23 protein-coding genes and 1 other RNA gene are annotated in these 25,415 nt (G+C 35.0%); 18 read left to right on the top strand and 6 right to left on the bottom strand.

Annotated features, from left to right (window positions below; genetic code table 11):
• Positions 1 to 21: 21 nt before the first annotated feature.
• Both BN853_RS04605 and BN853_RS04600 read left to right on the top strand, forming a co-directional pair.
• Positions 22 to 792 (top strand): alpha/beta fold hydrolase, encoded by a 771-nt coding sequence (locus BN853_RS04605; protein ID WP_052591247.1) that lies wholly within the window; start codon positions 22 to 24, stop codon positions 790 to 792.
• Positions 789 to 2,228 (top strand): FGGY family carbohydrate kinase, encoded by a 1,440-nt coding sequence (locus BN853_RS04600; protein WP_030004787.1) that lies wholly within the window; start codon positions 789 to 791, stop codon positions 2,226 to 2,228. The genes BN853_RS04605 and BN853_RS04600 overlap by 4 nt, the downstream gene beginning before the upstream one ends.
• A gap of 41 nt (positions 2,229 to 2,269) precedes the next feature.
• On the opposite strand, the gene rnhC is transcribed toward BN853_RS04600, so the two are convergent.
• On the bottom strand, positions 2,270 to 3,142 hold the full coding sequence (gene rnhC / locus BN853_RS04595) for a ribonuclease HIII (RefSeq protein WP_030004786.1): 873 nt from the start codon (positions 3,140 to 3,142) through the stop codon (positions 2,270 to 2,272).
• A gap of 64 nt (positions 3,143 to 3,206) precedes the next feature.
• On the opposite strand from rnhC, the gene BN853_RS04590 reads away from it, so the two are divergent.
• The 3 genes from BN853_RS04590 (at position 3,207) to trxA (ending at position 5,919) form a co-directional block, all read left to right on the top strand.
• Positions 3,207 to 4,892, top strand: coding sequence for an endonuclease MutS2 (locus BN853_RS04590; RefSeq protein WP_030004785.1), 1,686 nt, complete (start codon positions 3,207 to 3,209; stop codon positions 4,890 to 4,892).
• A complete protein-coding gene (locus tag BN853_RS04585; protein WP_030004784.1) occupies positions 4,858 to 5,523 on the top strand; it encodes a Smr/MutS family protein in 666 nt (221 codons plus the stop codon). Before BN853_RS04590 ends, BN853_RS04585 begins: the two co-directional genes overlap by 35 nt.
• 81 nt (positions 5,524 to 5,604) lie before the next feature.
• A complete protein-coding gene (gene trxA, locus BN853_RS04580; protein ID WP_030004783.1) occupies positions 5,605 to 5,919 on the top strand; it encodes a thioredoxin in 315 nt (104 codons plus the stop codon).
• Between the two features lie 41 nt (positions 5,920 to 5,960).
• On the opposite strand, the gene BN853_RS04575 is transcribed toward trxA, so the two are convergent.
• Positions 5,961 to 6,407: a GNAT family N-acetyltransferase gene (locus tag BN853_RS04575; protein WP_030004782.1), complete on the bottom strand. Its 447-nt coding sequence runs from the start codon at positions 6,405 to 6,407 to the stop codon at positions 5,961 to 5,963.
• Positions 6,408 to 6,499: 92 nt separating this feature from the next.
• Here BN853_RS04575 and truB point away from each other — a divergent pair, with 92 nt between their 5' ends.
• The 7 genes from truB (at position 6,500) to rnpB (ending at position 12,059) form a co-directional block, all read left to right on the top strand.
• Positions 6,500 to 7,363: a tRNA pseudouridine(55) synthase TruB gene (gene truB / locus BN853_RS04570; protein ID WP_030004781.1), complete on the top strand. Its 864-nt coding sequence runs from the start codon at positions 6,500 to 6,502 to the stop codon at positions 7,361 to 7,363.
• A 26-nt stretch (positions 7,364 to 7,389) separates the two neighbouring features.
• Positions 7,390 to 8,283, top strand: a complete 894-nt coding sequence (locus BN853_RS04565) for a bifunctional riboflavin kinase/FAD synthetase (protein WP_030004780.1) — start codon at positions 7,390 to 7,392, stop codon at positions 8,281 to 8,283.
• Positions 8,284 to 8,334: 51 nt separating this feature from the next.
• Positions 8,335 to 8,658: a cyclic-di-AMP receptor gene (locus BN853_RS04560; protein WP_030004779.1), complete on the top strand. Its 324-nt coding sequence runs from the start codon at positions 8,335 to 8,337 to the stop codon at positions 8,656 to 8,658.
• Positions 8,659 to 8,767: 109 nt separating this feature from the next.
• A complete protein-coding gene (gene rpsO / locus BN853_RS04555) occupies positions 8,768 to 9,037 on the top strand; it encodes a 30S ribosomal protein S15 (protein ID WP_030004778.1) in 270 nt (89 codons plus the stop codon).
• Positions 9,038 to 9,156: 119 nt separating this feature from the next.
• On the top strand, positions 9,157 to 11,289 hold the full coding sequence (locus tag BN853_RS04550) for a polyribonucleotide nucleotidyltransferase (RefSeq protein ID WP_030004777.1): 2,133 nt from the start codon (positions 9,157 to 9,159) through the stop codon (positions 11,287 to 11,289).
• Positions 11,290 to 11,352: 63 nt separating this feature from the next.
• Positions 11,353 to 11,685, top strand: a complete 333-nt coding sequence (locus BN853_RS04545) for a MutS protein (protein ID WP_030004776.1) — start codon at positions 11,353 to 11,355, stop codon at positions 11,683 to 11,685.
• 41 nt (positions 11,686 to 11,726) lie between these two features.
• Positions 11,727 to 12,059, top strand: an RNA gene (gene rnpB / locus BN853_RS08745) — RNase P RNA component class B.
• A 92-nt stretch (positions 12,060 to 12,151) separates the two neighbouring features.
• On the opposite strand, the gene BN853_RS04540 is transcribed toward rnpB, so the two are convergent.
• Positions 12,152 to 13,114 carry a hypothetical protein gene (locus tag BN853_RS04540; protein WP_030004775.1) on the bottom strand — a complete coding sequence of 321 codons (963 nt, stop codon included), beginning with the start codon at positions 13,112 to 13,114 and terminating at the stop codon, positions 12,152 to 12,154.
• 193 nt (positions 13,115 to 13,307) lie between these two features.
• On the opposite strand from BN853_RS04540, the gene lepA reads away from it, so the two are divergent.
• The 6 genes from lepA to BN853_RS04510 all read left to right on the top strand — a co-directional run bounded on the left by lepA (position 13,308) and on the right by BN853_RS04510 (position 20,820).
• Entirely contained in the window at positions 13,308 to 15,131 is a 1,824-nt protein-coding gene (lepA, locus tag BN853_RS04535) for a translation elongation factor 4 (protein ID WP_030004774.1), read from the top strand.
• A gap of 185 nt (positions 15,132 to 15,316) precedes the next feature.
• Positions 15,317 to 16,309, top strand: a complete 993-nt coding sequence (locus BN853_RS04530) for an aldo/keto reductase (RefSeq protein ID WP_030004773.1) — start codon at positions 15,317 to 15,319, stop codon at positions 16,307 to 16,309.
• 208 nt (positions 16,310 to 16,517) lie between these two features.
• Entirely contained in the window at positions 16,518 to 17,516 is a 999-nt protein-coding gene (gene hemW, locus BN853_RS04525; protein ID WP_030004772.1) for a radical SAM family heme chaperone HemW, read from the top strand.
• Positions 17,513 to 18,412, top strand: coding sequence for a site-specific tyrosine recombinase XerD (gene xerD, locus BN853_RS04520; RefSeq protein ID WP_030004771.1), 900 nt, complete (start codon positions 17,513 to 17,515; stop codon positions 18,410 to 18,412). The genes hemW and xerD overlap by 4 nt, the downstream gene beginning before the upstream one ends.
• Positions 18,413 to 19,606, top strand: coding sequence for a phosphopentomutase (locus tag BN853_RS04515; protein WP_030004770.1), 1,194 nt, complete (start codon positions 18,413 to 18,415; stop codon positions 19,604 to 19,606).
• Positions 19,606 to 20,820: a hypothetical protein gene (locus BN853_RS04510; protein ID WP_030004769.1), complete on the top strand. Its 1,215-nt coding sequence runs from the start codon at positions 19,606 to 19,608 to the stop codon at positions 20,818 to 20,820. The genes BN853_RS04515 and BN853_RS04510 overlap by 1 nt, the downstream gene beginning before the upstream one ends.
• Positions 20,821 to 20,858: 38 nt before the next feature.
• Here BN853_RS04510 and BN853_RS04505 read toward each other — a convergent pair whose 3' ends face one another.
• From BN853_RS04505 to BN853_RS04495, 3 genes are all read right to left on the bottom strand, one after another.
• On the bottom strand, positions 20,859 to 21,839 hold the full coding sequence (locus tag BN853_RS04505; RefSeq protein WP_030004768.1) for an asparaginase: 981 nt from the start codon (positions 21,837 to 21,839) through the stop codon (positions 20,859 to 20,861).
• A gap of 741 nt (positions 21,840 to 22,580) precedes the next feature.
• Positions 22,581 to 23,648, bottom strand: a complete 1,068-nt coding sequence (locus BN853_RS04500; protein ID WP_157869934.1) for a hypothetical protein — start codon at positions 23,646 to 23,648, stop codon at positions 22,581 to 22,583.
• A 27-nt stretch (positions 23,649 to 23,675) separates the two neighbouring features.
• Complete coding sequence (locus BN853_RS04495) at positions 23,676 to 25,313, bottom strand: nucleoside kinase (RefSeq protein ID WP_030004766.1); 1,638 nt, start codon at positions 25,311 to 25,313, stop codon at positions 23,676 to 23,678.
• Positions 25,314 to 25,415: the final 102 nt, after the last annotated feature.

The following is a 25,415-nucleotide window of genomic DNA, read 5'->3' as shown; positions in this document are numbered from 1 at the left end:
AAGACTATGGAGGTATTACTTATGCAAATCTATCATGAAACACATTTTGTTGAGAATGAAAAAGCACGAATATTCATTGTCCATGGGATTGCTGAGCACAGCAAACGCTATGATCATGTGGTAGGATTTTTAAACGCTAATGGCTATTCAGTCATCACTTTTGATTTAAGAGGTCACGGTAAATCCGAAGGGAAACGAGGCTACATCAATAAGTATGAAGTATTTTTAGATGATATACACGAATTGTTTCATAAGTACCACTCAAATCATGTGAAAAATATTTTACTAGGTCACTCCATGGGTGGTTTAATTACACACTTATATATGATTACCTATGATGATTTTGATGCCTGCATTGTTAGTGGAGCACCGACCGATTTTATAAAGGACGTATCATTACTAAGATTTATAGGATTTAGATATTTTGGCTTTATCTATAAGAAAAATGAGCTTTCTTATGGCAAGTTGTCACACATCAAAGACATTGAAACCAACTACATGAATGACCCTTTAGTCTTAAAGTCATTTTCAATACGTTTGGTTGGTGAAATGTTTGTCCGTGGGGTAAGACATTTAAAGGCGAAGCATCATTTAAATCGAAAACCTATTTTAATCCTTCACGGAAAACTTGACAAAATTGTTCCTGCCAAATTCTCAGAAGCGATGTTCCATAAACTACCTCAAAAGAAAAAACTACTTAAAATATATGAAAATGACTTTCATGAGATTTTAAATGAAGTAAATCAAAATGAGGTTTTAACAGATATAAAAACTTGGATTGATAGCTTATGAGAAAGTTCTTATTCTCAATTGACCAAGGAACGACAAGTTCACGGGTACTAATCATCAATGAACAAGGTCAAATTCAACAAATCTTCCAAAAAGATTTTAATCAACTATACGATGGGGCTAAAGTACTTCAAGATGCATCGGTTGTATATGATACGGTTAGATGGTGCTTAGATGAAGCGTTTAAATATGCGATTAATGACGAAGTATTGGCAATTGGTATTACAAACCAACGTGAAACGACTGTTTTATTTGATCAAACAGGTATCCCATTGGACTACGCGATTAGTTGGCAATCCAAACACACAGAAGAAATCTGTGAATCTTGGAGACAACTAGGTTTTGAGCCCTACATAAAGAAAAGCACTGGACTAGTAATTAATCCGTATTTTTCAGCCTCAAAAATACGTTATTTATTAGATAAACACATAAACAAAGACTTAACTAACTGTTATTTTGGGACGATGGATACTTATATTCTATATCGTCTTACCAGTGGGAAGTCATTTAAAACCGACGTCAGTAATGCCTCAAGAACAATGCTTTATAATATTCACCAAATGCGATATGATCAAAAAATACTCGATTTAACGGGCATTCCTAAGCACATGTTACCAGAGGTTTGTCCATCAAATTCGTTATTTGGTTATTACAATGGTGTACCTATTACTGGTATATTGGGTGATCAACAAAGCGCATTATTTGGTCATTTAGCATTAAATCCTGGTGAGATGAAAGTAACCTATGGGACCGGTTGTTTTATTCTTATGAACACTGGAAATAAAGTTCATATGTCAAAAAAGGGATTGATATCTACGGTAGCTTGGCAAATTGATGATGAAGTGACCTACGCGCTTGAAGGGTCAATATTCGTAGCGGGTAGTTCAGTCAAATGGTTACGAGATCAACTTCAAGTGATAAAAACAGCGGAAGAGTCGGAAAAATTGGCAATGGATGCCACTCATGATTTATATTTTGTCCCTGCATTTGTTGGCTTAGGTGCACCGTATTGGGATACCGATGTCCGTGGCACGATGTTTGGTATTACAGCAGACATTGATAAAAAAGACATTGTTAGAGCCACCTTAAATGCGGTTGGCTATCAAGTTAAGGATGTCGTAGATGTGATGATATCAGATACCGAAATACCACTTGAAACCGTTGGAATTGATGGTGGTCTTTCTAACAATAACTACCTAATGCAGTTTCAATCCGATTTGCTTAGATGTCCGTTAAAACGAATTGCGACACCTGAGGTAACAGGACTTGGTGTTGCGTACTTAGCAGGACTTAAAACAGGTTTTTTTCCATCATTGGAAATCATAGCGAAACAAGCCGTTATCAAACAGTTATTTACGCCTAAAATGTCATTAAAAAACGCCAAACGTCTCTATCAAGGTTGGCAAAAGGCAGTTAGCATCAGTCAACTTTATAAATAAAAAAGAGTTAAACCGAATTTCGGTTTAACTCTTTTCATTGGTTAAGATAATCTTGATGGTGGTAAAACATTATTTTTTGTTAGATTTTTAAAATTAAGTTTTGTTATTGGTCTTAAGGACTTATAGCCTCTTGAACGATAGATTTCAATTAATTGACGATCAACCTCAGCACCAGCACCTTTTAATAACTTAACACCGATAAATTTAGAGTATTGTTGCATTTTTGCTAAAAATGCGTACCTTGCAATGATCGATGCTGCAGCCACACTAATGTGGACTGATTCAGCTTTTGTATAGAATTCAATTTTCTTAAATACGGACTTTTCCCCTTTTAAGTAATTGAAATAGACACTAGGGTCACAAAACTGATCAACGATGACCGGTACGTCCCCTTCTAATTTCTCAACCGTCTTTAAGATCGATTGATTATGTAGATAAGCCTTTATTTTATTCATATTAAATCCCTTACGAATCATTTCATTGTATTTTTCAGGGGTTAGGATTAATATAGAATGAATCAACTTCTTTGCCAAAATCGGACCTAATTTGATGATTTGGTTGTCCGTCATGTTCTTAGAATCCCTTACACCAAGTGATTCAAGATACTTGATATCATCTAAAGAAGTAAAACAGCTACAAACGACGATTGGTCCAAAAAGGTCACCTGTACCAACCTCATCTGATCCAACCGCTTGATAACTTTCTATCCCCAATACTGATTTAATGTATTCGAGTTCATTCTGATAATCCCCTTGAAGTACTACTTTGCCACTTTTGTAACCTTGTATTAGTACACCTTCTTTTGAAGCTTGAAACAAGATATACTGGTTACTATTTTCTTTTTCATAAGTCTTATATTCGTTTAAAAGTGCACTCAATTGCTCTTGTGAAACACTTAGACTATAATTTGGCATTAAAATCACCCACTTTTCTATATCATTATACCATAAAATTTGTTAAAATGTAAGTGGTGATAAAATGAGTTATGCCCTTAAAACATTAGAATTCAATGTAATACTAAACGAAATTAGTAAATATGCCTATACCCAAACAATAAAAAAAGAGATTATGGACTTAACGCCCTATAAATCGATTGAACAGGTAAAACATGAATTGCTTCAAAGCAATGAAGCATTAAACGTTATTTATCGTATTGGGTCGTTCGCTTTAATCGACGATTTTGATATCGATTCTATATTGAATTCACTAAAATTAAATCGCGTGTTATCAATTACGGATGTTTTACAACTTCGGCTTTTTATTTCAATGACTCAAGACGTTATATTGCAAGAAAAAGAGTTTGTAAAACTTAAAATCGTTTATGAATCGTTACGGTCTTTATTTGAAGGTTTAGACCCGTTAAAAGAAGTTAAAAAAGAGATTGAGTCAATACTTGATCCAGATGGCGTTGTATTAGATACAGCATCAGATGCATTAAATCAACTAAGAAAAGAAATTAAGAAATTAGAACAATCAAGAAAAGAAAAGTTGAATCAGATTCTAGTTAAAAAAAGTTCAATGTTAAATGAGAACGTCATCGTCATAAGAAATGACCGTTATTGCTTACCCGTCAAAAAAGAATACAAGCACGCATTTAAAGGGATACTTCAAGACGAGTCAAGCAGTGGAACGACTTGTTACATCGAGCCAATCGAAACCGTCGAAGTGACTTTAAAAATACAACGATTCGTTTTTGACGAACAACAAGAGATTCTTCGTATTATGACTGCTTTATCTAAGTTTCTTGCGGATTATATTGACCCTCTTGAAGATAATTTAGCTTCTTTATTAAGACTTGATTTTATACAAGCAAAGGCGAAATATGCTAAATCCATTGATGCAAATTTAGTTTCAATCAATGAAGAGGGTTACATTAATCTTGTCAAAGCAAGGCACCCGTTATTGGATCCTAAAAACGTCGTACCAATCGATTTAACCTTAGATAAAGAAAAGAAAACCATCATGATTACCGGTCCAAATACCGGTGGTAAGACGGTCGGTTTAAAAACGGTCGGTTTACTATCATTAATGGCTCAATCAGGGCTTTTAGTTCCTGCGAAGGAGACAAGTTCACTTTCATTGTTTGATGGCATCTACGCCGATATAGGGGATGAACAATCAATCGTTCAATCGTTATCGACTTTCTCGTCTCACATGACAAAAATAAAACACATCTTGTCCGTTGCACGCGATAACATTCTTGTGTTGTTTGATGAATTAGGTAGCGGAACTGATCCAATCGAGGGTAGTGCGCTCGCGATGGGGATTCTGGATTACTTAGAACCTTATGATTTACGTATGATTGTAACAACGCACTATTCACAATTAAAGTTATACGCATACACACACCCACACATTTCAAATGCGAGTGTGGCGTTTGATTTAGAGACCTTAAAACCACTGTACCATATCAATTTTGGTATTTCTGGTTCATCGAATGCCTTAATTATTGCAGAACGTTTAGGCATTCATTTAAAGGTAATCGAAATTGCAAGAAATTACATGCAAGATAAAGACTCTGACTTATCAAAAACAGTCAAGCTGTTTGAAGAAGAGACACTTTTAGTCAAAGAAAAAGAAGAAGCATTAAGCAAACGTCTGATTGAATTAGAAAACCAAATCGTTGCTTATGAACAAAAAAACAAGGCAAATCGAGATAGATAAGGATAAAATTCTAAAAGAGGTCAAAGACAAGGCAGACAAAGAGCTAATCGATGTCAGAAGACGTGCAAGTGAATTAATTAAAACACTCGAAGATCAGACATTAAAAGATCATGAGGTAGCGGATTTAAAATACAATTTAAAACAACTCGGAATAGACGATATATCAACTAACGAGGAAGTTAAAACGTTTAAACGAGGCGATTACGTACACATTAAATCTTACAACCAAACCGGTCAAATAACTGGTGTAAATAAAAACAGGTATAAGGTTAAATTTGGTGTCTTCGAGCTAGAGTTTGAAGCCTCAAATCTAACGAAATCGCAAAAACCTAAAATTACCTCAAAAGAAGTTAAGAAATCGACGGTTACAACAAAAACCTTCTCAGAGGCCAAAATGACACTTGATTTAAGAGGGTTCAGATACGAAGAAGTTTATGAAGAAGTTGATAAGTTCTTAGATACGGCAAGTTTAAATGCCATACATCAAGTGATTATTATTCACGGCTTTGGGACAGGCGCCGTAAAAAAAGCGGTCATGGAAACGTTAAAACGTTCACCTTACGTGAAATCACATCGTCCTGGTGTCGAGGGTGAAGGACTTAATGGCGTCACCGTCGTAACATTGAAATAAAATAGTTGCTTATGCCTTGAATATTCACCTTACATGCTTTATAATTAAGGCAGTAAAGATAATAAATGGAGGGGTTTAATTATGCTTAAAGCTTATGAAGGTCAGGATTTTAACGAAGTTATTGGCCAAGACAGATTTGTATTAGTGGATTTCTTTGCTACATGGTGCGGACCTTGTAAAATGTTAATGCCACAATTAGAAGCATTGAGTGAAGAACAAAAAGATGTTCCTATGGTTAAAGTTGACATCGATAACTATCGTGCACTTGCTAAAGAAACTTATGGAATCACAAGTGTTCCAACACTTGTATTATTTAAAGATGGCGTTGAAGTCGGACGTCAAAGTGGTTTTGCTCCAAAAGAAAACGTTTGGAAATGGATTCAATCATTTAAATAATTAATTAAAAAGCAACAATTCGGAGGAATTGTTGCTTTTTTCTATTCAAGTAGCATTTCTTTATGTGGTAATCCGTCCTCTAAATATTCCTCAGAGACGACTTTAAAACCAAAGGAGCTGTAATAATCGATTAAATACGTTTGAGCAGAAATACGGATCGTACGCGTCTTAAACTCATTAAGTATAATTTGAATACCTTGAGAAATTAACGCTTTAGTGTATTTATTTTTTCGGTAGTCTGGATCGGTTACGACTCGTCCAATCGAAGCGTCTGTTTCATAGCTCAACCCACGAGGTAAGACCCTGACATAAGACACAATCAAATCCTCATCGTTTTTGATAAACAGGTGAATCGATTCTTGATCTTTATCATCTAAATCTTGATAAGCAGCCTGTTGTTCAACAACAAAGACTTTGGCTCTAAGCCTGAGTAAATCATATAATTCATTAATTGTAAGCTCATTAAATTGCTTTTGGTAAATACGCATAAAAACACCCCTTAGAAAATATTATACACAAAATGAGGAGTTTTTGTCTAATTATCTATGATAATGGTGTATAATTGTAACGGTGATTAACGATGGATGGAATCTATTTAATAAATAAAGAAAAAGACATGACCTCGCATGACGTTGTCAATATATTAAGAAGAAAACTGAAGACTAGACAAATCGGACATGCAGGAACACTTGATCCGATGGCCACAGGGTTGCTTGTGGTTTTGGTGGGCAAAGCCACAAAGTTATCTGATTTGTTGTTATCTGAAAAAAAAGCCTACACAGGAACAATCAAAATTGGCTATAGTACGGATAGTTATGACTTTACTGGTAACGAAATTTTACGATCTGAGGCATTTGAACTCTCAAAAAGAGAGATTAATGAAGCAATTGATCAAATTAAGGCGATGGAAACACAGTTACCGCCAATGCATTCAGCAATCAAAGTCAATGGAAAAAAATTATACGAATACGCTCGAAAAGATCAGACCGTTGAAGTCCAAAAAAGACCGATTTCGATCGAGTCTTTTGAATGTACATCGTTTACAAAAGATGACTTTGGTTATACCGTAGGTTTTAAATCCATTGTCTCAAAAGGCACTTACATCCGTAGTATTGCAAATGATTTTGGACAGTTAATTGGCATACCGTCGCATTTATCTTCTTTAAATCGAACCGCCTCAGGTCAGTTTGATTTAAAAGATGCCTACACATTAGATGACGTCAATGAACTCACGATACCCTCGCTTTCTTTAGAGGATTATGCAAAGACATTAGATGAAGTCATATTAAGTGATTATTTGAGTAAACTTGTTAGAAATGGCATCAGACTAGATGAGAGACAAACCACGAGTGACGGACCGATTTTAGTAAAGAATAACTTTAATGTCGCAATAGCAATTTACATTAAAGACGGAAAGACTTACAAACCAATCATTCAATTATAGAGTAAAGGGGTTTTAAATTGAACAAAATGATTTTACATAAAGGGCGCTTTGAGTCCTTTGTTAATCGTAAACCGCTCACAATGACCATCGGAAATTTTGACGGATTACACATTGGACATCGCGCACTAATTAATAAATTAAAGTACGAAGATAGTGATTCTGCGGTATTAACTTTTTATCCTCATCCAATGAAAGTCTTAAGAGAGATGAGTCAACACCAAGTAGTGACCTCAATCGAGCAAAAGATTGAACTGATCGAACAATGTGGTGTTAATCATCTATTTCTTGCCGATTTTGATCGAAAAACGGCATCAATCACAAAAGAAGAGTTTATTGGGATTTTAAAATCACTGAATGTCATTCGTTTGGTACTTGGGGTTGATTTTAGATTTGGTCAACACGCAAAAGGCCATATTCAAGACTTGATGGACGAGTTTGAAGTTGTGATAGTAAACGACATTAAACACCTTGAGACACGTGTATCAACGACCTACATCAAAGACTTAATCTATTCTGGTGAACTTGATAAAGCAGAACGGTTGTTAGGTCGCACCTACAGCATTCGAGGTGAGGTCATTCATGGCGATAAAGTTGGTAGAACCTTAGGTATGCCGACGGCAAACTTAGACGTGGACTCTTATGTCTTACCACCGAATGGCGTTTATTTTGTTGGGGTAATTGTCAAAGGACAAACCTACACGGGTGCTCTAAACATTGGGTACAACCCAACCATTAATTACTCAGTAAAAAAGAGAGTTGAAGTTTACATTCTTGACTTTGATCAAACCATATACGGCGAAACCGTCGAAATCTTCTTTAAGAAATACTTACGAGCAGAAAAACAGTATAAATCAAAAGATGAATTAATGACCCAGCTTAGAAAAGATATCGAGGACGTCAAAATATTATCTAGTATTTAATTGATATACTTAATTATTTTTGCTATAATTAGATATAAGGTGGTGTTGGATATGAAACTAGTACTAGCAATTATCTCAAATGACGATGCGGGTAAAGTATCAAAAGCATTGGTTAAGGAAAACTTTTTTGTAACCAAATTAGCAACAACAGGTGGTTTTCTATTAACCGGAAATACGACTTTTCTAATTGGTACAAACGATGAAAAAGTTATTCGCATTATAGAAATCATAGAAGAACACAGTAAGACGCGTTCAAAATTAGTCCCAAATTCAATTGTATCTGAATTCGGTATGTTTTCATCGCTTCCGGTAGAAGTAAAAGTAGGTGGTGCGACGGTCTTTGTAATGAACGTCGAACAGTTCTTAAAAATTTAAGTTTTTAACTTGCATTATTTTGATAATGTGTTAAAATAGATAATGTCGTAAACAAGGGTTGTGGGTGCCTCCCAATCTTTAGTTTAACGGGTAAAGGAGAAATACAATTATGGCACTAACAAAAGATCAAAAGCTAGCAATCATCAGCGAGTACGCTACAAAAGATGGTGACACTGGTTCAGCAGAGGTTCAAATCGCAATCTTAACGAAAGAAATCAATGATTTAAATTCGCATTTACAAAATCATATCCACGATTTCCATTCAAAAAGAGGTCTATTCCAAAAAATCGGACGTCGTAAAAGATTGATGACTTACTTAAAGAACAAAGACTTAGCTAGATATCAAGCGTTAATTTCAAAACTAGGCTTAAGAGGCTAAAAGATTGCGTAAGCAATCTTTTTTTTCTTCTAGTAAATCAAGCGTAAATATTGTATAATTAATAGGTATGATAATATAAGATAGAAGAAAAAATATAAAATGAAGGAGATTTTTATATTATGAGTGTTAAACGAGTGTTTGAGACCACAGTTGGTGGACGTGTATTACGCGTTGAAAATGGCGAAATTGCTAAACAAACCAATGCTGGTTCAATGATTTACTACGGCGATTCAGCCGTATTGTCTGTTGTCGTTTCAAGAAATGAACCGTCAACGATGGATTTCTTTCCATTAATGGTTTTATACGTTGAAAAACTATATGCCGCAGGTAAGATTCCAGGTGGATTTTTAAGAAGAGAAGGTAGACCTTCTGAGCATGAAACATTAACATCTAGATTAATTGATAGACCAATCCGTCCGTTATTCCCTGAGGGATTTAGAAACGAAGTTCAGATCATTAACACTGTAATGTCTAGTGATCCAGATGCAACACCTGAAATGACTGCATTGTTCGGTTCATCACTTGCGGTTGTGCTATCTGACATTCCATTTAAAATGCCTGTTGCTGGGGTTCAAGTTGGTCGCGTTGATGGAAAATTCATCATTAACCCAACGGTCGCAGAACTTGAAAAATCGGACATCGATTTAATTGTTGCTGGGACAAAAGAAGCAATCAACATGGTAGAAGCTGGCGCAAAACAAGTCTCTGAAGAAGACATGTTGGAAGCCTTAATGTTTGGACACGCTGAGATCAAAAAACTTTGCGAATTCCAAGAAGAAATCGCTAGAGAAATCGGTAAAGAAAAACAACCAGTCGACATTTTCGTTGTGGATCCTACCGTTGAAAAAGAAGTAAAGGAATTTGTTGAAGAACGTATCGTTGCTGCGGTAAGCATCAAAGGTAAATTAGAAAGACAAAAAGCAATTAACGATTTAGTGGATGAAACCATTGCTAAATTCGATCAAAAAGGGTTCTTTAAAGAAGTTGAGGGCGTTAAAGTTCTTGATTTAGATGCTAAGAAACTCTATATGAAATCCGTCAAACAAACCTTAGAAAATATCGAAGTAAATGAGGTTAGACGATTAATTACTGTTGATAAAGTAAGACCTGATGGCCGTCAATTAGACGAAATTAGACCACTTGACAGTCGTACGGATATTTTACCTAGAGCACACGGTTCTGCCCTATTTACAAGAGGACAAACCCAAGCACTAAGTGTAACTACCCTTGGTTCACTCGGTGAAAACCAAATCATCGATGGTCTTGGTGAAGAAGCAAATAAACGCTTCATGCTACATTATAACTTCCCTCAATTCTCTGTTGGTGAAACTGGTAGATACATGTCACCAGGCAGAAGAGAAGTTGGACATGGTGCCTTAGGTGAAAGAGCATTATTACAAGTCCTACCAAACGAAGAAGAATTCCCATACACAATCCGTGTTGTTTCTGAAATCTTAGAATCAAACGGATCATCTTCGCAAGCATCAATCTGTGCTGGTACAATGAGCTTAATGGCTGCAGGTGTTCCAATTGTTGCACCGGTTGCTGGTATTGCAATGGGATTAGTCATGCACGACAATAATTACTCTGTTTTAAGTGATATTCAAGGTTTAGAAGACCACTTTGGTGATATGGATTTTAAAGTAGCAGGTACGAAAAATGGTATTACTGCCCTTCAAATGGATATCAAGATTGATGGCTTAACCGAAGAAATCTTAAAAGAAGCACTTGAACAAGCAAAAGCTGGACGCTTACACATCTTAGAACATATGATGCAAACCATTAATGAAGTAAGACCAGAATTATCAGAATATGCGCCAAAAGTGAAAACAATGCGTATTAATCCTGATAAGATCAGAGACGTTATTGGTGCTGGTGGTAAAATCATTAGCCAAATCATTGAAGACTGTAACCAAGTCAAGATCGATATTGAACAAGATGGACGCGTATTTATTATGCATTCAGAAACCGTTTGGATCAATAAAGCGATGGAAATGATTGCGTCTTTAGTTAGAGAAGCCAAAATTGGTGAAATCTACGAAGGTAAAGTCGTCAGAATTGAAAAATTTGGTTGTTTTGTTGAGTTATGGAAAGGTACTGAAGGACTTGTCCATGTATCAAAACTTGCTAAAGAACGAGTTGAGAAGGTAGAATCAATTGTTTCAGTTGGTGATATCATCTTAGTTAAATGCATTGGCATTGATGATAAAGGCCGTATTGATTTATCAAGAAAAGATGCTTTAGAAGCTTAAAAATAAACTAAAGACAGAACAATAAAATGTTCTGTCTATTTTTTATCATTGGGAGGAAATACGATGAAAACATATAATATTAAAGCAGATCTACCTTCAAAACTGGATGCAGGCAAGCGTTTAGCTGAATTAATTAGACAAAATCAATCGGAAAAAGTAATTAAAATTATCCATGGGTATGGCTCAAGTGGTGAAGGTGGATCGATCAAACAATTGGTTCACAAATCGCTTAGAAACCACAGAAAAAAAGGAAATATACTAGACTTTATTCCTGGAGAAGCAAGAAAAGAACTATTAGGTTTTGATGAGGTAATTAGAACTTATAGTGATTATGTAAAAAATGATCATGACTTTATGATTGGAAACCCAGGAATTACCTACGTAATTATTAAATAGTGATTGACTTATTCTTTAAAATCGGTTAATATAATCAAGTCAGTAGAAGGTAATCGAGCCACTTAGGTGGTTAGGAAAGTCCATGCTAGCACAACCTGTGATGGTTGTAGTGTTTGTGCCTAAGGAAACAATAACTTAGGGTACATCTTCGGATGTAACGGCGGCAATCTTGCTAAGACTTAGGTTATGCAGGAACCATAAAGTGCCACAGAAACGAATCACTTGGAAACAAGTGAATGAAACGCGGTAAACCCCTCAAGCTAGTAACCCAAATTTTGGTAGGGGCACTTTGAAAGCAGAACAGAATGCATTTCAGAGCTAGAAATAGAGATAAATGATTACACTCGAAAGAGAACAGAACATGGCTTATGCATATTGACACCCAAAAAAAGACCTTAAAGTCTTTTTTTTGTATTTTAATGAAAAAAAGAGTATTGGACTCATCCAATACTCGAATTTTGTAAGATTATTTTCCAGCTTTAGCGAATAAGTCAGCTAATACTGTGTAGTATGTATCTGTTTTAACTGTTACAGCAGCATATCCATCAACGATAGTAGTTCCATCGATTGATAAACCTTGACCTTTGATTGATTTGATAGCTGAGCTCCAACCTTTTTCCATTACATATTTAGTAATGAGATTAGCTTGTTCGTACCATTCAGTTTGTGATTTACCATCAACAACCCATGTGCCGTCTACCAATTTGTATCCAGGACCAACATTTTTCATACCGTATTCTTCTTTTAATTGTTGTTTAGTCTTAGCATTCCAAGCGAAAGTGCCCTTAGCAGCTTCAGTCTTGTTCATTTGTAGTGTGTCAAGAACTAATTCAGACACTTTACCTTTTGAATCAACTTTCATTGAAGCAGAATATAAATCAGTACCACTGCAATAAATTGCTTGGAATTTACCTTCTTTAGCTAATGCAACAGCTTCTTTAGCGATAGCTGTATAAGCATTTTTCATTGTAACACCAGCCATGCCGTCAACTGATGGATCAAAAGCAGAACCAGTAGCAACACCATCTAATGAATCAACGCCATTTTTTAATAAGTAAGCTTCGATTTTAGCTGCTTGTTCAAACCATTCTAATTGGCCTTCTTTTGTAGCCATTCCGTATTCATCGCCAAGTTGTTTTTTGGTTTTTTCATTCCAAGTATAAGTGTATTTAGTAACAGCAGCGTCACCTTCACCCTCAACTGTGGAAGTTTTCTTAGCTTGTCTTACGTCAATGTTATAACCATCGATTTTACCATCTTTGATTGTAACTGTTACATAAGTAACTTGTTGTGCGCCATTTGAATGCACTTGTGCTTCATAAGCAGTAAATTGGCCGTCTACTGCGAACTCTTTTGGTTCATCTTTTTTACAAGAAGCCAAACCAAAAGTAGCAACTACTAATAATAGTAGTAAACTAATTCTTTTCATTATTAAATTCCTCCTATGAATTGTTTTCTTACAGGCTTATTATATCTTTTTGTCAAGTAAAATGCAATCTAACTTTTTATATTAATTTTATGAAAACGTTTTTTCGATTAAAAATGACTTGGTTACTTAAATATCTTGCTAAAAACAACGTTTAATGATAAAATTTTAACGATTAGAAAGAGATGTGTATTCAGTGGATAAAAAACAAATTATCGAAAGACAAAAATATATAAGAAACTTTTCTATTATTGCCCATATCGACCACGGAAAGTCTACGTTGGCTGACCGAATTTTAGAGTCAACAAAAAGTGTATCAGCACGTGAAATGAAGGCTCAATTATTAGATGGTATGGATTTAGAAAGAGAACGTGGAATAACAATTAAATTAACAGCGGTTGAATTAGAGTATCTATCAAAGGATGGGCATACGTATACCTTTCATTTGATTGATACCCCAGGTCACGTCGATTTTACCTATGAAGTCTCACGATCATTAGCGGCGTGTGAAGGTGCTATTCTAGTTGTCGATGCTGCACAAGGCATACAAGCACAAACGTTAGCAAACGTTTATTTAGCACTAGACAATGACTTAGAGATCATTCCTGTTATCAATAAAATTGACTTACCAAGTGCCGACCCAGATCGTGTTAAACAAGAGATTGAGGACGTCATTGGGATTCCTGCCAAAGATGCTGTACTTGCAAGTGCGAAATCCGGTATCGGTATTGAAGAAATTCTAGAACAAATTGTTCATTTGGTCCCAGAACCAAAAGGATCCATCGACGAACCTCTTCAAGCCCTAATTTTTGACTCTTATTTCGATCAATATCGTGGCGTTATCCCTTCGATTAGAATTGTTAATGGGATTGTTAGGAAAGGCGATATCATTCAAATGATGAGTAATGGCTCTACATTTGAGGTAATTGAAGTTGGTGTAAACACACCAAAAGAAGAAAAAAGAGAGTTTCTGGCTGCCGGTGATGTTGGCTACTTAACAGCCGCTATCAAAGACATCGATAAAGCACGTGTGGGTGATACAATTACCTTAAGAGACAATAAAGCTAAAACAGCGCTCCCTGGCTACCGTAAAATGAACCCTGTGGTGTTTTGTGGCTTGTATCCAGTCGATAATGCAAAATACAATGATTTAAAAGACGCGCTAGAAAAATTGGCACTTAATGATGCCTCATTAATCTATGAACCAGAAACATCACAAGCGCTAGGGTTTGGGTTTAGAACCGGTTTCTTGGGTCTACTACATATGGAAGTTATTCAAGAAAGATTGGATAGAGAATTCGGTATAGATTTAATCGCAACTGCACCATCGGTTATATACAAGATTAATCTAACAAATGGAAATCAAATTATCATTGATAACCCTTCGAAACTTCCAACACCGCAAGAAGTTGAATCGATTGAAGAACCTTACGTTAAAGCAACCATGATGTGTCCAAGTGAATTTGTAGGATCAATCATGGACATTTGTCAAAAGAAGCGTGGAATTTTCATGGACATGGTCTATTTAGATAAAACGCGTGTGCAAATACGTTATGAGTTGCCATTATCAGAAATCGTTTATGATTTCTTTGATCGTCTAAAATCTTCGACCAAGGGCTATGCGTCTTTTGACTATGAAATTAGTGACTATAAAGTATCAAAACTTCAAAAAATGGATATTCTATTAAATGGCGAAGTTGTCGATGCTTTATCAATCATCGTTCATAGAGACTTCGCGTATGCTAGAGGAAAAGCCATCACAGAAAAACTAAAAGACTTAATACCACGTCAAATGTTTGAGATTCCTGTTCAAGCGGCAATATCGAACAAAATTGTTGCACGTTCAACGATTAAAGCGATGCGCAAAGACGTTTTAGCTAAATGTTATGGTGGCGATATTTCACGTAAACGTAAATTGCTTGAAAAACAAAAAGCAGGTAAAAAACGTATGAAAGCGGTTGGATCAGTTGATATTCCACAAGAAGCTTTCATGGCAATTCTATCAAATTCAGATGAATAACAAAAGATTTTCAATTAAGATCACGGCGATCATCCCCGTGGTCTTTTATTTATCTCTTTTAACCCTTACTATTATTCGAACTCATCCATGACCTAATCGGGCGATTTTTAGGTAAAATCATAGATAATTAGGGTAATATCTTCGCTCTATTACGTGTTATAATAAATTAAAGGGAGAGTGAAAATATGTTTGTAGCAAATAAAGACCGTTACGAAAAAATGATATACCGCCGATTAGGTAAAAGCGGGCTAAAACTACCAATTTTCTCATTTGGTTTATGGCTAAACTTTGGTGAAGTCAATGACTATGAAGAATGTAAGAACGTCATTTTTGAAGCGTTTAATAACGGCATTACACATTTTGATTTAGCGAATAATTATGGTCCGCCACCAGGCAGCGCGGAAAAATTATTCGGTAACGTTTTAAACGATGGTTTAATGAACTATCGCGATGAGTTTATTATCTCTACGAAAGCCGGATATTTCATGTGGGAAGGCCCTTATGGTGATTGGGGTTCAAGAAAATACTTAATGGCAAGCATTGATCAATCCTTAAAAAGACTTGGTATCCCTTACGTTGATATTTTCTATCATCACCGTTTTGATCCAAACACGGATTTGAGAGAAACAATGTTAGCCTTAAGAGACATCGTTCTACAAGGAAAAGCTTTATACGTTGGTTTATCAAATTACAATAGCGAGCAGCTCCGACGTGCACACTTAATACTCGATGAACTGAATGTGCCATACGTCATTACACAACCAAGCTACTCGATGTTGAATCGTTGGATAGAGAAAGATGGCTTACTTGAGACTCAGACAGAGCTAAAAGCAGGTACCATTTGTTTTAGTGTCTTACAACAAGGTAAACTTACCAATAAATATATTGGCGGTATCCCTGAAGATTCAAGGGCTAAAAAAGCTTACATTCAATTCTTAAATGAAAAAGACATTGATGAAACGTTACGAGAAAAACTTATCAAACTCAATGAAATTGCTAAAAAGAGAAATCAAAGCATCGCACAAATGGCACTTGCATGGGCAGTAAGAAATCCAAAAATGACTTCCGCACTCATTAGTGTTTCAAAAATGAGTCAGTTAAAGGAAAATCTTGAAACGCTTAAAAACTTAACATTTACAGAAGACGAGTTAAACGAAATCGATCAGGTCTTAAAATAAATTCATCTAAAATACCTTCAAACGTGTCTTTTTGACATAAAAATGAATGTATTTTTTCTTTTTTTTCTAGTCCATATTATGTAAACCATGTTATAATGATTATAGGTGATGTCCTTGAAAGGTTTATACGTACACATACCTTTTTGCGAACACATATGTTTCTACTGTGATTTTGCAAAAAGAGTTCCGAAAAATAAACAAATGATCGATGAATATCTCGATTAATTTAAAAAAAGAATACATGACTATCCCAAGCCATCATAAGTTGTTTGATACAATTTATATTGGTGGTGGTACGCCAAGTATGCTTGATACGAATCAACTAAGAAAACTATTTGAACTCTTTAAAGACATGAACCCAATCGAGTATACGATTGAAGTTAATCCAGAAAGTTATTCACATGAAAAAGGATTACTTTTTAAAGAATATGGTGTGAACCGAATCAGTTTAGGGGTTCAGTCCTTTGATCAAGGAATCTTAAATTACATTGGGCGAAAACATCAAACATCTGATGTTTTTTATGCAGTTAATGACTTAAAAAAGCTTGGTATTGATAATATAAGTATCGATTTAATCTTTTCAATTCCAGGTCAAACAATAAAGACAATAGAACATGACTTAACTACGCTAAAACAACTCGATGTCAATCACGTCAGTTATTACGCATTGATTTTAGAAGAAAAAACCGTATTCTATCATCAATATCAACAAGGTCTTTTTGTTCAAAATGACAGTGATTTAGAAGCTGATATGTATTTATATGTCATGCAAAAACTAAGCGAACTTGGATTTGAACAATATGAAATCTCTAATTTTTGCAAGAACAAACTTTATTCGAGACACAATTCATTGTATTGGAGTTTAGAACCGTATTTAGCCATTGGTGCTGGTGCGCATGGATTTGATGGCAAAATTCGCTATCACAACCATCGCAATTTAATTGATTATTATCAAACGTTTACAAAAGAGATTATACATTGTGAGGAAGAAACCCTTCTTAGTGATGCGTTAATCTTTGGTCTAAGAAAGATTAAAGGCGTTAATATCAATGAATTAAATGATCGGTTTAAGGTTGACATTATCGAAAAATACAGTGAGTTAAAAAAGTTCTTTGATTTACATCTAATCGAAATTGATAATGGTTACTTGAGATTAACTAAAGAGGGTATTTTACTAGGTAATCAAATATTTGAGGTGTTCATATGAAATACGTCATTAATGACTATGGCTATTACTTAAAGCGTGAAAAAGGTTTAAGTGAGAATACTCTTTCGGCTTACCTAAGAGATTTAGAACAATATCGCTTGTTTTTAGAAAAGTATCATAACATCACAAAAGTGCATAAAATTGAAAAAAAACACATTGAAGCGTATCTAAGAACCTTGAAAAGAAAGAATTTAAGTTCTAAGAGCATGTCAAGAAAACTAACATCAATTAAAGGGTTTCATCAATTTTTGGTTATTGAAAAGGAAACTGACGATAACGTAAGTTTAACCATTGAAATGCCAAAAGTAGAAAAATCCTTACCTGAGGTTCTTTCAATTGAGGATGTCGTTAAAATCATCAATCAATTGAAAGGGGACGACCCTCTAACGTTACGCAATATTGCATTACTTGAATTGATTTATGGATCTGGCCTTCGTGTTTCAGAGCTTTTGAATCTTCAAATCGCTGACGTTCATTTAACTGCCGGTTACGTTCGAGTGACAGGTAAAGGCAATAAAGAACGTGAAGTTCCCTTAGGGGACATCAGTATCATCGCGTTAAGAAAATACTTGTCTAACGGTCGTCAGTTACTCGTTAAAATGAAAACAGCTGACCTATTCTTAAATGTCAACGGTAAGAAACTTTCAAGACAAGGTTTCTTTAAGATATTAAAAAAAATTGCTCAAGAAGCAGGGGTTACAAAAGAGGTTTCGCCTCACACACTAAGACACTCATTTGCGACCCATTTGCTTGAAGCAGGTGTTGACTTAAGAACACTACAAGAGCTTTTAGGTCATGAGGACATATCAACAACACAGATTTACACACACATCAGTCAAAAACATATTAAGGATGCGTATTTATCAAGTCATCCAAGAGCTAAGGAGAATATTTAAATGAAATTTGATCGTATTTTTTTAATTGTAATGGATAGTTTAGGTTGTGGTGAGGCGCCAGATGCTCATAAATACAATGACGTTGGGTCAAACACAATCTTACATATATCAGAAAAAATGAAATTAAACATCCCTAATTTACAACAATTAGGTTATGCCAACATCACTAAAATTAATCACGTTGAACCTGTAAATCAACCAAAAGGTTTATACACAAAAATACAAGAAGCTTCTAATGGTAAAGACACAATGACCGGACACTGGGAAATGATGGGCTTATACATCACAGAACCTTTTCAAACATTCACCGACACTGGCTTTCCTAAGGCGTTGTTGGATGAAATCGAAAAACAAACAGGAAGAAAAATTATTGGTAACGTTGCTGCTAGTGGCACAGAAATCCTGGTTGAGCTTGGTGAACAACACATGAAGACAGGCGATTTAATTGTCTATACCTCAGCAGATTCGGTTCTACAAATTGCAATGCACGAAGAAATCATACCAATTGAAGAGCAATATCGCATTTGTGAAATTGCAAGAGAAATCACAATGAAAGAGGAATGGAAAGTTGCACGTGTAATTGCACGACCATTTTTAGGTAAGGATAAGAATTCTTTTGTCCGTACTGCAAACAGACATGATTATGCATTAAAACCAACGGGTAAAACGACGCTTAACTTTTTAGATGAAGCGGGGTTTGATTCGATTGCACTGGGTAAAATCAATGACATTTTTGTTGGTGAAGGCATCAATGAGTATCATCGCACAGTCTCGAATACCGATGGCATGAATCAAATCATCGATATGGCTCAAAACCGTAATTTTAAAGGACTTTGCTTCTTGAACTTAGTCGATTTTGATGCTTTATATGGTCACCGTAGAGACCCAATTGGCTATGGCAAAGCCATTGAAGCGTTTGACGCACAATTGCCGGAACTTATGTCATATTTAGGTGAAAATGACCTTCTAATGATTACTGCTGACCATGGAAACGATCCAACACACCACGGTACTGATCATACGAGGGAGTATGTGCCACTACTTGTCTTCGCAAATCAAATTAAAGCGGGAAATGAGTTACCCGTATTTAAAACTTTTGCAGATATAGCTGCAACCATATCCGATAACTTTGGTGTCAAGAAAACTGAACACGGCACCTCATTTTTACCACTTGTAAAGGAGGCCTGTAAATAATGATTGAATGGTTAAAAAGTTTAACACCTGAATTTTACGTCACGATTGGAGGCTTAGTTTTATTATCATTATTTTCGATAATTCAACTATATCGACTCAACCGTATTTCAAACAAGGTTGGTGAACAAGAATTCTACATGAAAGAAATGATTCAAATGATCGATGGTCTTACCTATTTACATCTAACGGTCATCAATAAGTCATTTTCAAGTAATCAAATCAATATGATCAGCATTGCGAGACGTAACATTTCAAAAACAATTGAAGAAAAAACAATCATGATTGCGCCTCGAAGTAAATACAATACAAATTTTCTGATGGATGACTTGAAGCCATTTGTTTTTTCAAATCGCAAAAGTTATAAGAAATTTAAAATTTACGTAGAAAACGAAATTGGCCTTAGGAAAGCCATCAAGCCTAAGTATGCGAACAAATATCTAAAAAAAGAATTTAACAAAGAAAAACACCAAATGAAACTAGAACTCAAAGCGAAACGCTTTGAGCAAGGTACCTATAATCTTGCTGAACGTATCGGATTAATTGTTGGTTTACTCTTTAGACCGTTTAAGAAAATGTTTCAAAACATGGCCTATTCAACTAACAAAGCTTTAAAAGAATCTGAGATTCGTAGACAACAAAAGAAAGAACATGACGCAATCAAGTACAAACTTGAAGAAACTGAGGCGCAATTAAACTCAATCAGAATTCAGGAAGATGCACTTAAAGTCAATAAAACAAGAGAAACTGAATTACAATTGTTAAAGAAAGAAAAAGAGCTTGCACTTGAAAAGATTAAACTAATCGCCATTCAAGAAGCTTATGAACAAGCAAAAACTGACGTCATTAAACGCAACGTCGAAGAGGAAGCTAAATCATTCTTTCAAGAGAATCCAATTAAATTTGATGAGTTAACTGAACAAGCCCAATTAGAAATAGACAAGAATTTTGAAAATAACTCACTTGTATCAACAAATGATGTTGAAGAAACTGCATTCACTGAAGATGATGAAAAAATCGAAAAAAATAAAGATATCGAGTTAGAAAAATCAGAATTAGAAGATCAAATCCAAAAAAATGATGAAAAAATCGAAGAAACAGATGTAAGTGCTATAAATGGCTCAGGTAAGCCAGAAAAAAGAGCAAAGAAGTCTAAAAAAGAAAAGAATATTCCGTCTTTAGACGAATCGACTTCTGATCAACTTAGTGTAGAATAACCTGAATAAATTAAAAAACCTCAATTAAGAGGTTTTTTTTAATGTTCAAAGTAATCTTCAACGTTAACGTTTGCACAATTGACAGCAAGCATTAACTTAATACGAGCTTTAACACTCGATAAATCACCAGCAAACAAAACACCGATTTGTTTAAGGTGATGTCCACCACCTTCGTAACCATAGGAGTCTCGAACTCTACCCATAGGACATCTAGAGGTTAAAACAACTTTGACCCCTCTGTTAATTGCTTTAATCACACTTGGAACCATTATAGGCGGGATGTTTCCCCTGCCCATCGCCTCTAAAACAATGCCTTTAATCGTTGGCTGCTTAATCAAATAGTCAATTAAATGACCACTTGAACCGCTGTAAACTTTAACAATTTCAACTTCAGATGTTAGTAGAACAGGACTTAAATTTTGACGATGATAAGAAGAATCTCTATAATAAATCACTTCCTGTTCATCAACGATTCCTAAAGGACCAAATTCCATTGATTTGAATGTCCCTAAAGAAACGGTATGAGTTTTAGTAACTTCAACAGCGGCATTGATTTCATCATTTAGAACAACAAGAGTTCCTCGTCCATAGCTTTGCGGGTTAGCAGAAACTAATATGGCTGAAAGCAAATTAGAAAATCCGTCGTAACCTAGCTCTGAAAAATTACGCATCGATCCAGTTAAAACCACAGGAATCCGAGTACTCAAAAATATATCTAGGAAGAAAGCAGTTTCTTCAAGTGTGTCTGTCCCATGAGTAATTACACATCCATCAATTTGATCAGACTCGATTTTATCTTTAATCAGTTTTCCAATTTCTAGCATGTCAACACTAGTAATCGAAGGGGACGGTTTCATAGAATATACCAAGGTCAAAAGCTCAATATTTTGAAAGCGCTTTCTAATTTTTAATATTAAATCCGATTCATTGCTAGAGATCACTGATTTAGACGTCTGTGAATCTGAAGACATTGAGATGGTACCACCTGTAAAGACGATCAGTATTTTTTTGTTTTCCATTATATCACCAAGCATATTTTACCATAGTGTTAAGCAAAGTGTTGAATTAATTACTCACCAAATGATAAAAATGTTGAATGGTCAAAAATCAATCAAAAAACAAGATTAAAAACACCTACCACATGGGCAGCAGCCCAAAGTCTAGAAACATGTGATTATAAACTTAACCACACTAAAACCCACGTTAGCATAATAAAGCCATAATTACCCGGTTAACATAATATACATTATAGGAACAAATACAAAATTATAAAGAGTACTCTTATTGAATTAAAAGATACTACAATATTGTTCCTTATATATATTGTGAACCCTATTCATGCCTAAATAGCATTTTAATAATACTCATATAGTTGATAATATATCATTTAATGAATTAGAGAGACACTCCATTAGAAAATGACTATTTTGTTGCTTGATGATTGATTACATGGTTTTCTGATACGTTGTTTTTGCTTTGTTTTTCATTGATTTTCATTTTCTACTACTACTTCTTTACATGCCATAGGGTGTGTCTTTTAGTTTGTGTTCCTTTACATACACTTATTGAATCAACGACTCATCCTTTGTAGTCGATATAAGTTACACCTATTCGTGTAAACATTTAGTTGTTATTTAACTCGTGTTAATTATGACTTTTTATTCATGTTATAGAATAACAAAAAAAAGAATCTGATCATCATAAATACCATTTGGGGTATATACATGATTAGATTCTAATTTTGAATTTATCGTAATCCTTTATTCCTCATTAAATATGTTGAGTTGAGTTGGAGTGAATTTTTCTTGTTTCGAAGCAAGTCGTTGCCACTTAGCTGAGCGACCATTTCCGAGTGGTCTAATAACACCACGCTCCTTCATACTGATTAAGGTACGATTGATTGTTGCATCACTGGCGTATGGGTGCTGATCTCTTATCTCACTTTTAGAAAAGACATGAGGACCTTTCAAAATTGTGTTTTCAATACTGTCAGCTTTATTCATCTTACGCTCAAATTCATATTCGTGAGCTTTTATTTTCACATCTTCATGCATTTCGTGCATGACTGAAATAAAGACTCTTGAGAGGGCTTCAGTTTGAGAAAACCCCTCAATCCAATTGAAACTTGCTTGTATAAATGCCGTTTCGAATTGTGCTTTTTTAGGTAATAACTTCTCGAAAAAACTTTCATATCGGCATACTTTAAACTCTTTGGAAAGCATCGTATAAACTAGTATTAATGCAAGAACATCGTTTTTCTCTGTAAATAAATCCAGTTTAATGAAATCTATATAAAAGTTAGTTATTAATTGAATGACTTCGTATTTACCAGTTTTTTTTACTGAATTAAACTCTTTAATAAGGCGTTGTAATTGCTCATCGGTACTAAAATCCTCAAAATCCTTCGCTAATTTAGGTATTTTTGCTCTTGGATTAGTTTTTAGGCGAATGTCTTTATAGTTTCTAAACAAAGTGATTGAAAGATCTTTAACTTCATTACTAGTCATCTCAAAGGTATCTCCAATTGATTGAATCAAAGCAAGTGCCTCTTTAATGTTGTAAAGTAATGTTTCTTCTTTATTCTTAGTTACGTACTCTTTTTTTGCATCACTAAGCAGTTTAATACGTGCTGAGGTCAAGTTTAGGTCTAAATAGTAAGCAATTGAGTTTATGTCTGTTTCTAAGGTGTTTCTAGCCATAACTTCATCGTCACGCTGAAATAATTGTTTATAATAAAACGATTGACCTTTGGATTCGTATAACTTAAATAGTTGAATGACTAAATCTGAAGGCATATGAATGCGTTCCATATTGGTTAAACACTTCAAAATGACCCCTCCCTTATCGTTAAATTACTATACGTGAAAAACGGAACCGCCGATAAATTCTCTAAGCAGCGAGTTATTAGGTACTAATTCATCATCAATTTCTTTAAAATATTTCAAGAATTTGAGTAATCGGTTTGCTGTAATGAAATATTCTGAATCTCTAGGTATTGCATTTAATGTCTTAAAAGCGTGTTTTCTTAAAACCGCTAACTCGTATGATAACTCAGAATTAAAGACGAAATTAGCCTGTTCTTGATATGGATAAATCCATTTGAATTCACCGCGTCTTACAGATCCCCACATTGAGATAGTTTCTTCCGCAGGTGAGTTTCTATATTTTTGATCACGTACAATTCGTCTTAATAAGCGTAAATCCGTAAAGCTAATTGGTGTATGATCATCAATGTGCAATTGAGTTTGCGGCGCAATGAAGATCTTATACTTTTGGTGTTGTGGTACTGAATGCGTTAAACGGTCATTTAGCGCATGAATACCTTCAATAATGATTGGCGTATTCTCATCAATTTGGACAGTTCTACCTGGTTCTCTTTGACCAACTTTAAAATTAAAATGTGGAAGTGTCACTTTTTCACCTTGAATTAGTGCTAGCATTTGTTCATCAAATAAATTAACGTCCAACGCTTCAATGTGTTCTAGATCTGGTGCACCAAATTCATCTTTAGGTGCTTGTGTTTTTGGTTGATAATAATCATCGATTGAAATCATCAGTGGTTTGATTCCGCGACTTAATAATTCAATCCTTAAGCGGGTTGAAAACGTTGTTTTACCACTTGAAGATGGCCCTGCAATCGCAATTAAACGAATTGAGTCAATTTCTTTTTCAATTCGATCACCAAGATCAGTTAATTGTCTATTGTGTCTAGTTTCACACATATTAATGAACTCAGCCTCTAGTTTTCTTTCAACGTAACTATTCATTTTTGCAATTGTATCACCTTCGATGATTTTTCCCCATTTGGTTGCTTCTTTAATGGTTTTTGCAAAAATTGGTGCGTCATCAAATTCAGGAATTATTCCGCCCATTTCACTTCTTGGGTATTGAATAATAAACCCTGGGTGATACAATGCCAGAACAAATTCCGTTAAATAGGACGTTGATGGCACCATGTAGCCAAACATGTAGTTGACATAGTCACCACAAATATACATGTTGACATCCTCTTCATCACGATATTTTAAGACTTCGACTTTGTCATGATAACCGACTTCTTTATAGTAAGCGATGGCGTCTTCTAAATCCATTTTTTTGCGTTTTATTGGCAAATCAAGTGACACAAGACGTCTTACTTCTGCTTCAATTTTTTTTACAGTTGGACGATCAATTTTGTGGCCTAGATTTTCTAGTACACCTAAAATTGAGCGTGAGACACTATAATTAAACTTTACAGTAACCTCAGGGTAGATGTTTTTCACGGCCATAGCGATAACGTATCTTAAACTTGCTTCATAGATTCGCACAGCGTCTCTATTGCTCAAATCAAAGAACACAACGTCACAATCTTTGGTTAGTTTATAAGTTAGTTCTCTTATGCGGTTGTTTACAGTTGCTGCATAGGCAACGACACCTAAGTGATTTTTAACGTCCTCAAGTGTGACTCCAGGTTCAAATTGAACGACAGAGTCATTAAATCTTATGTTTATCATATTACTCCTTCCAATCGTCCTCATCAAACAGGGACAATTTCTTAATATGTATTTTCTTATCTTCGACTAATTCGTCTTTTGGTGCTTCAACTGATGCGTGGT

Source organism: Paracholeplasma brassicae, assembly GCF_000967915.1.
In the GTDB taxonomy this organism is placed as follows: Bacteria; Bacillota_I; Bacilli_A; order Acholeplasmatales; family UBA5453; genus Paracholeplasma; species Paracholeplasma brassicae.
This window is presented reverse-complemented; position numbering and strand designations above follow the sequence as displayed.

What these genes read in the sequence shown, in the direction of transcription:
- BN853_RS04605 (WP_052591247.1), top strand. Translation starts at nt 22, where the DNA reads ATGCAAATCTATCATGAAACACATTTTGTTGAGAATGAAAAAGCACGA.
- BN853_RS04600 (WP_030004787.1), top strand. Translation starts at nt 789, where the DNA reads ATGAGAAAGTTCTTATTCTCAATTGACCAAGGAACGACAAGTTCACGG.
- rnhC (WP_030004786.1), bottom strand. Translation starts at nt 3,142, where the DNA reads ATGCCAAATTATAGTCTAAGTGTTTCACAAGAGCAATTGAGTGCACTT.
- BN853_RS04590 (WP_030004785.1), top strand. Translation starts at nt 3,207, where the DNA reads ATGAGTTATGCCCTTAAAACATTAGAATTCAATGTAATACTAAACGAA.
- BN853_RS04585 (WP_030004784.1), top strand. Translation starts at nt 4,858, where the DNA reads ATGAACAAAAAAACAAGGCAAATCGAGATAGATAAGGATAAAATTCTA.
- trxA (WP_030004783.1), top strand. Translation starts at nt 5,605, where the DNA reads ATGCTTAAAGCTTATGAAGGTCAGGATTTTAACGAAGTTATTGGCCAA.
- BN853_RS04575 (WP_030004782.1), bottom strand. Translation starts at nt 6,407, where the DNA reads ATGCGTATTTACCAAAAGCAATTTAATGAGCTTACAATTAATGAATTA.
- truB (WP_030004781.1), top strand. Translation starts at nt 6,500, where the DNA reads ATGGATGGAATCTATTTAATAAATAAAGAAAAAGACATGACCTCGCAT.
- BN853_RS04565 (WP_030004780.1), top strand. Translation starts at nt 7,390, where the DNA reads ATGATTTTACATAAAGGGCGCTTTGAGTCCTTTGTTAATCGTAAACCG.
- BN853_RS04560 (WP_030004779.1), top strand. Translation starts at nt 8,335, where the DNA reads ATGAAACTAGTACTAGCAATTATCTCAAATGACGATGCGGGTAAAGTA.
- rpsO (WP_030004778.1), top strand. Translation starts at nt 8,768, where the DNA reads ATGGCACTAACAAAAGATCAAAAGCTAGCAATCATCAGCGAGTACGCT.
- BN853_RS04550 (WP_030004777.1), top strand. Translation starts at nt 9,157, where the DNA reads ATGAGTGTTAAACGAGTGTTTGAGACCACAGTTGGTGGACGTGTATTA.
- BN853_RS04545 (WP_030004776.1), top strand. Translation starts at nt 11,353, where the DNA reads ATGAAAACATATAATATTAAAGCAGATCTACCTTCAAAACTGGATGCA.
- BN853_RS04540 (WP_030004775.1), bottom strand. Translation starts at nt 13,114, where the DNA reads ATGAAAAGAATTAGTTTACTACTATTATTAGTAGTTGCTACTTTTGGT.
- BN853_RS04530 (WP_030004773.1), top strand. Translation starts at nt 15,317, where the DNA reads ATGTTTGTAGCAAATAAAGACCGTTACGAAAAAATGATATACCGCCGA.
- hemW (WP_030004772.1), top strand. Translation starts at nt 16,518, where the DNA reads ATGAATATCTCGATTAATTTAAAAAAAGAATACATGACTATCCCAAGC.
- xerD (WP_030004771.1), top strand. Translation starts at nt 17,513, where the DNA reads ATGAAATACGTCATTAATGACTATGGCTATTACTTAAAGCGTGAAAAA.
- BN853_RS04515 (WP_030004770.1), top strand. Translation starts at nt 18,413, where the DNA reads ATGAAATTTGATCGTATTTTTTTAATTGTAATGGATAGTTTAGGTTGT.
- BN853_RS04510 (WP_030004769.1), top strand. Translation starts at nt 19,606, where the DNA reads ATGATTGAATGGTTAAAAAGTTTAACACCTGAATTTTACGTCACGATT.
- BN853_RS04505 (WP_030004768.1), bottom strand. Translation starts at nt 21,839, where the DNA reads ATGGAAAACAAAAAAATACTGATCGTCTTTACAGGTGGTACCATCTCA.
- BN853_RS04495 (WP_030004766.1), bottom strand. Translation starts at nt 25,313, where the DNA reads ATGATAAACATAAGATTTAATGACTCTGTCGTTCAATTTGAACCTGGA.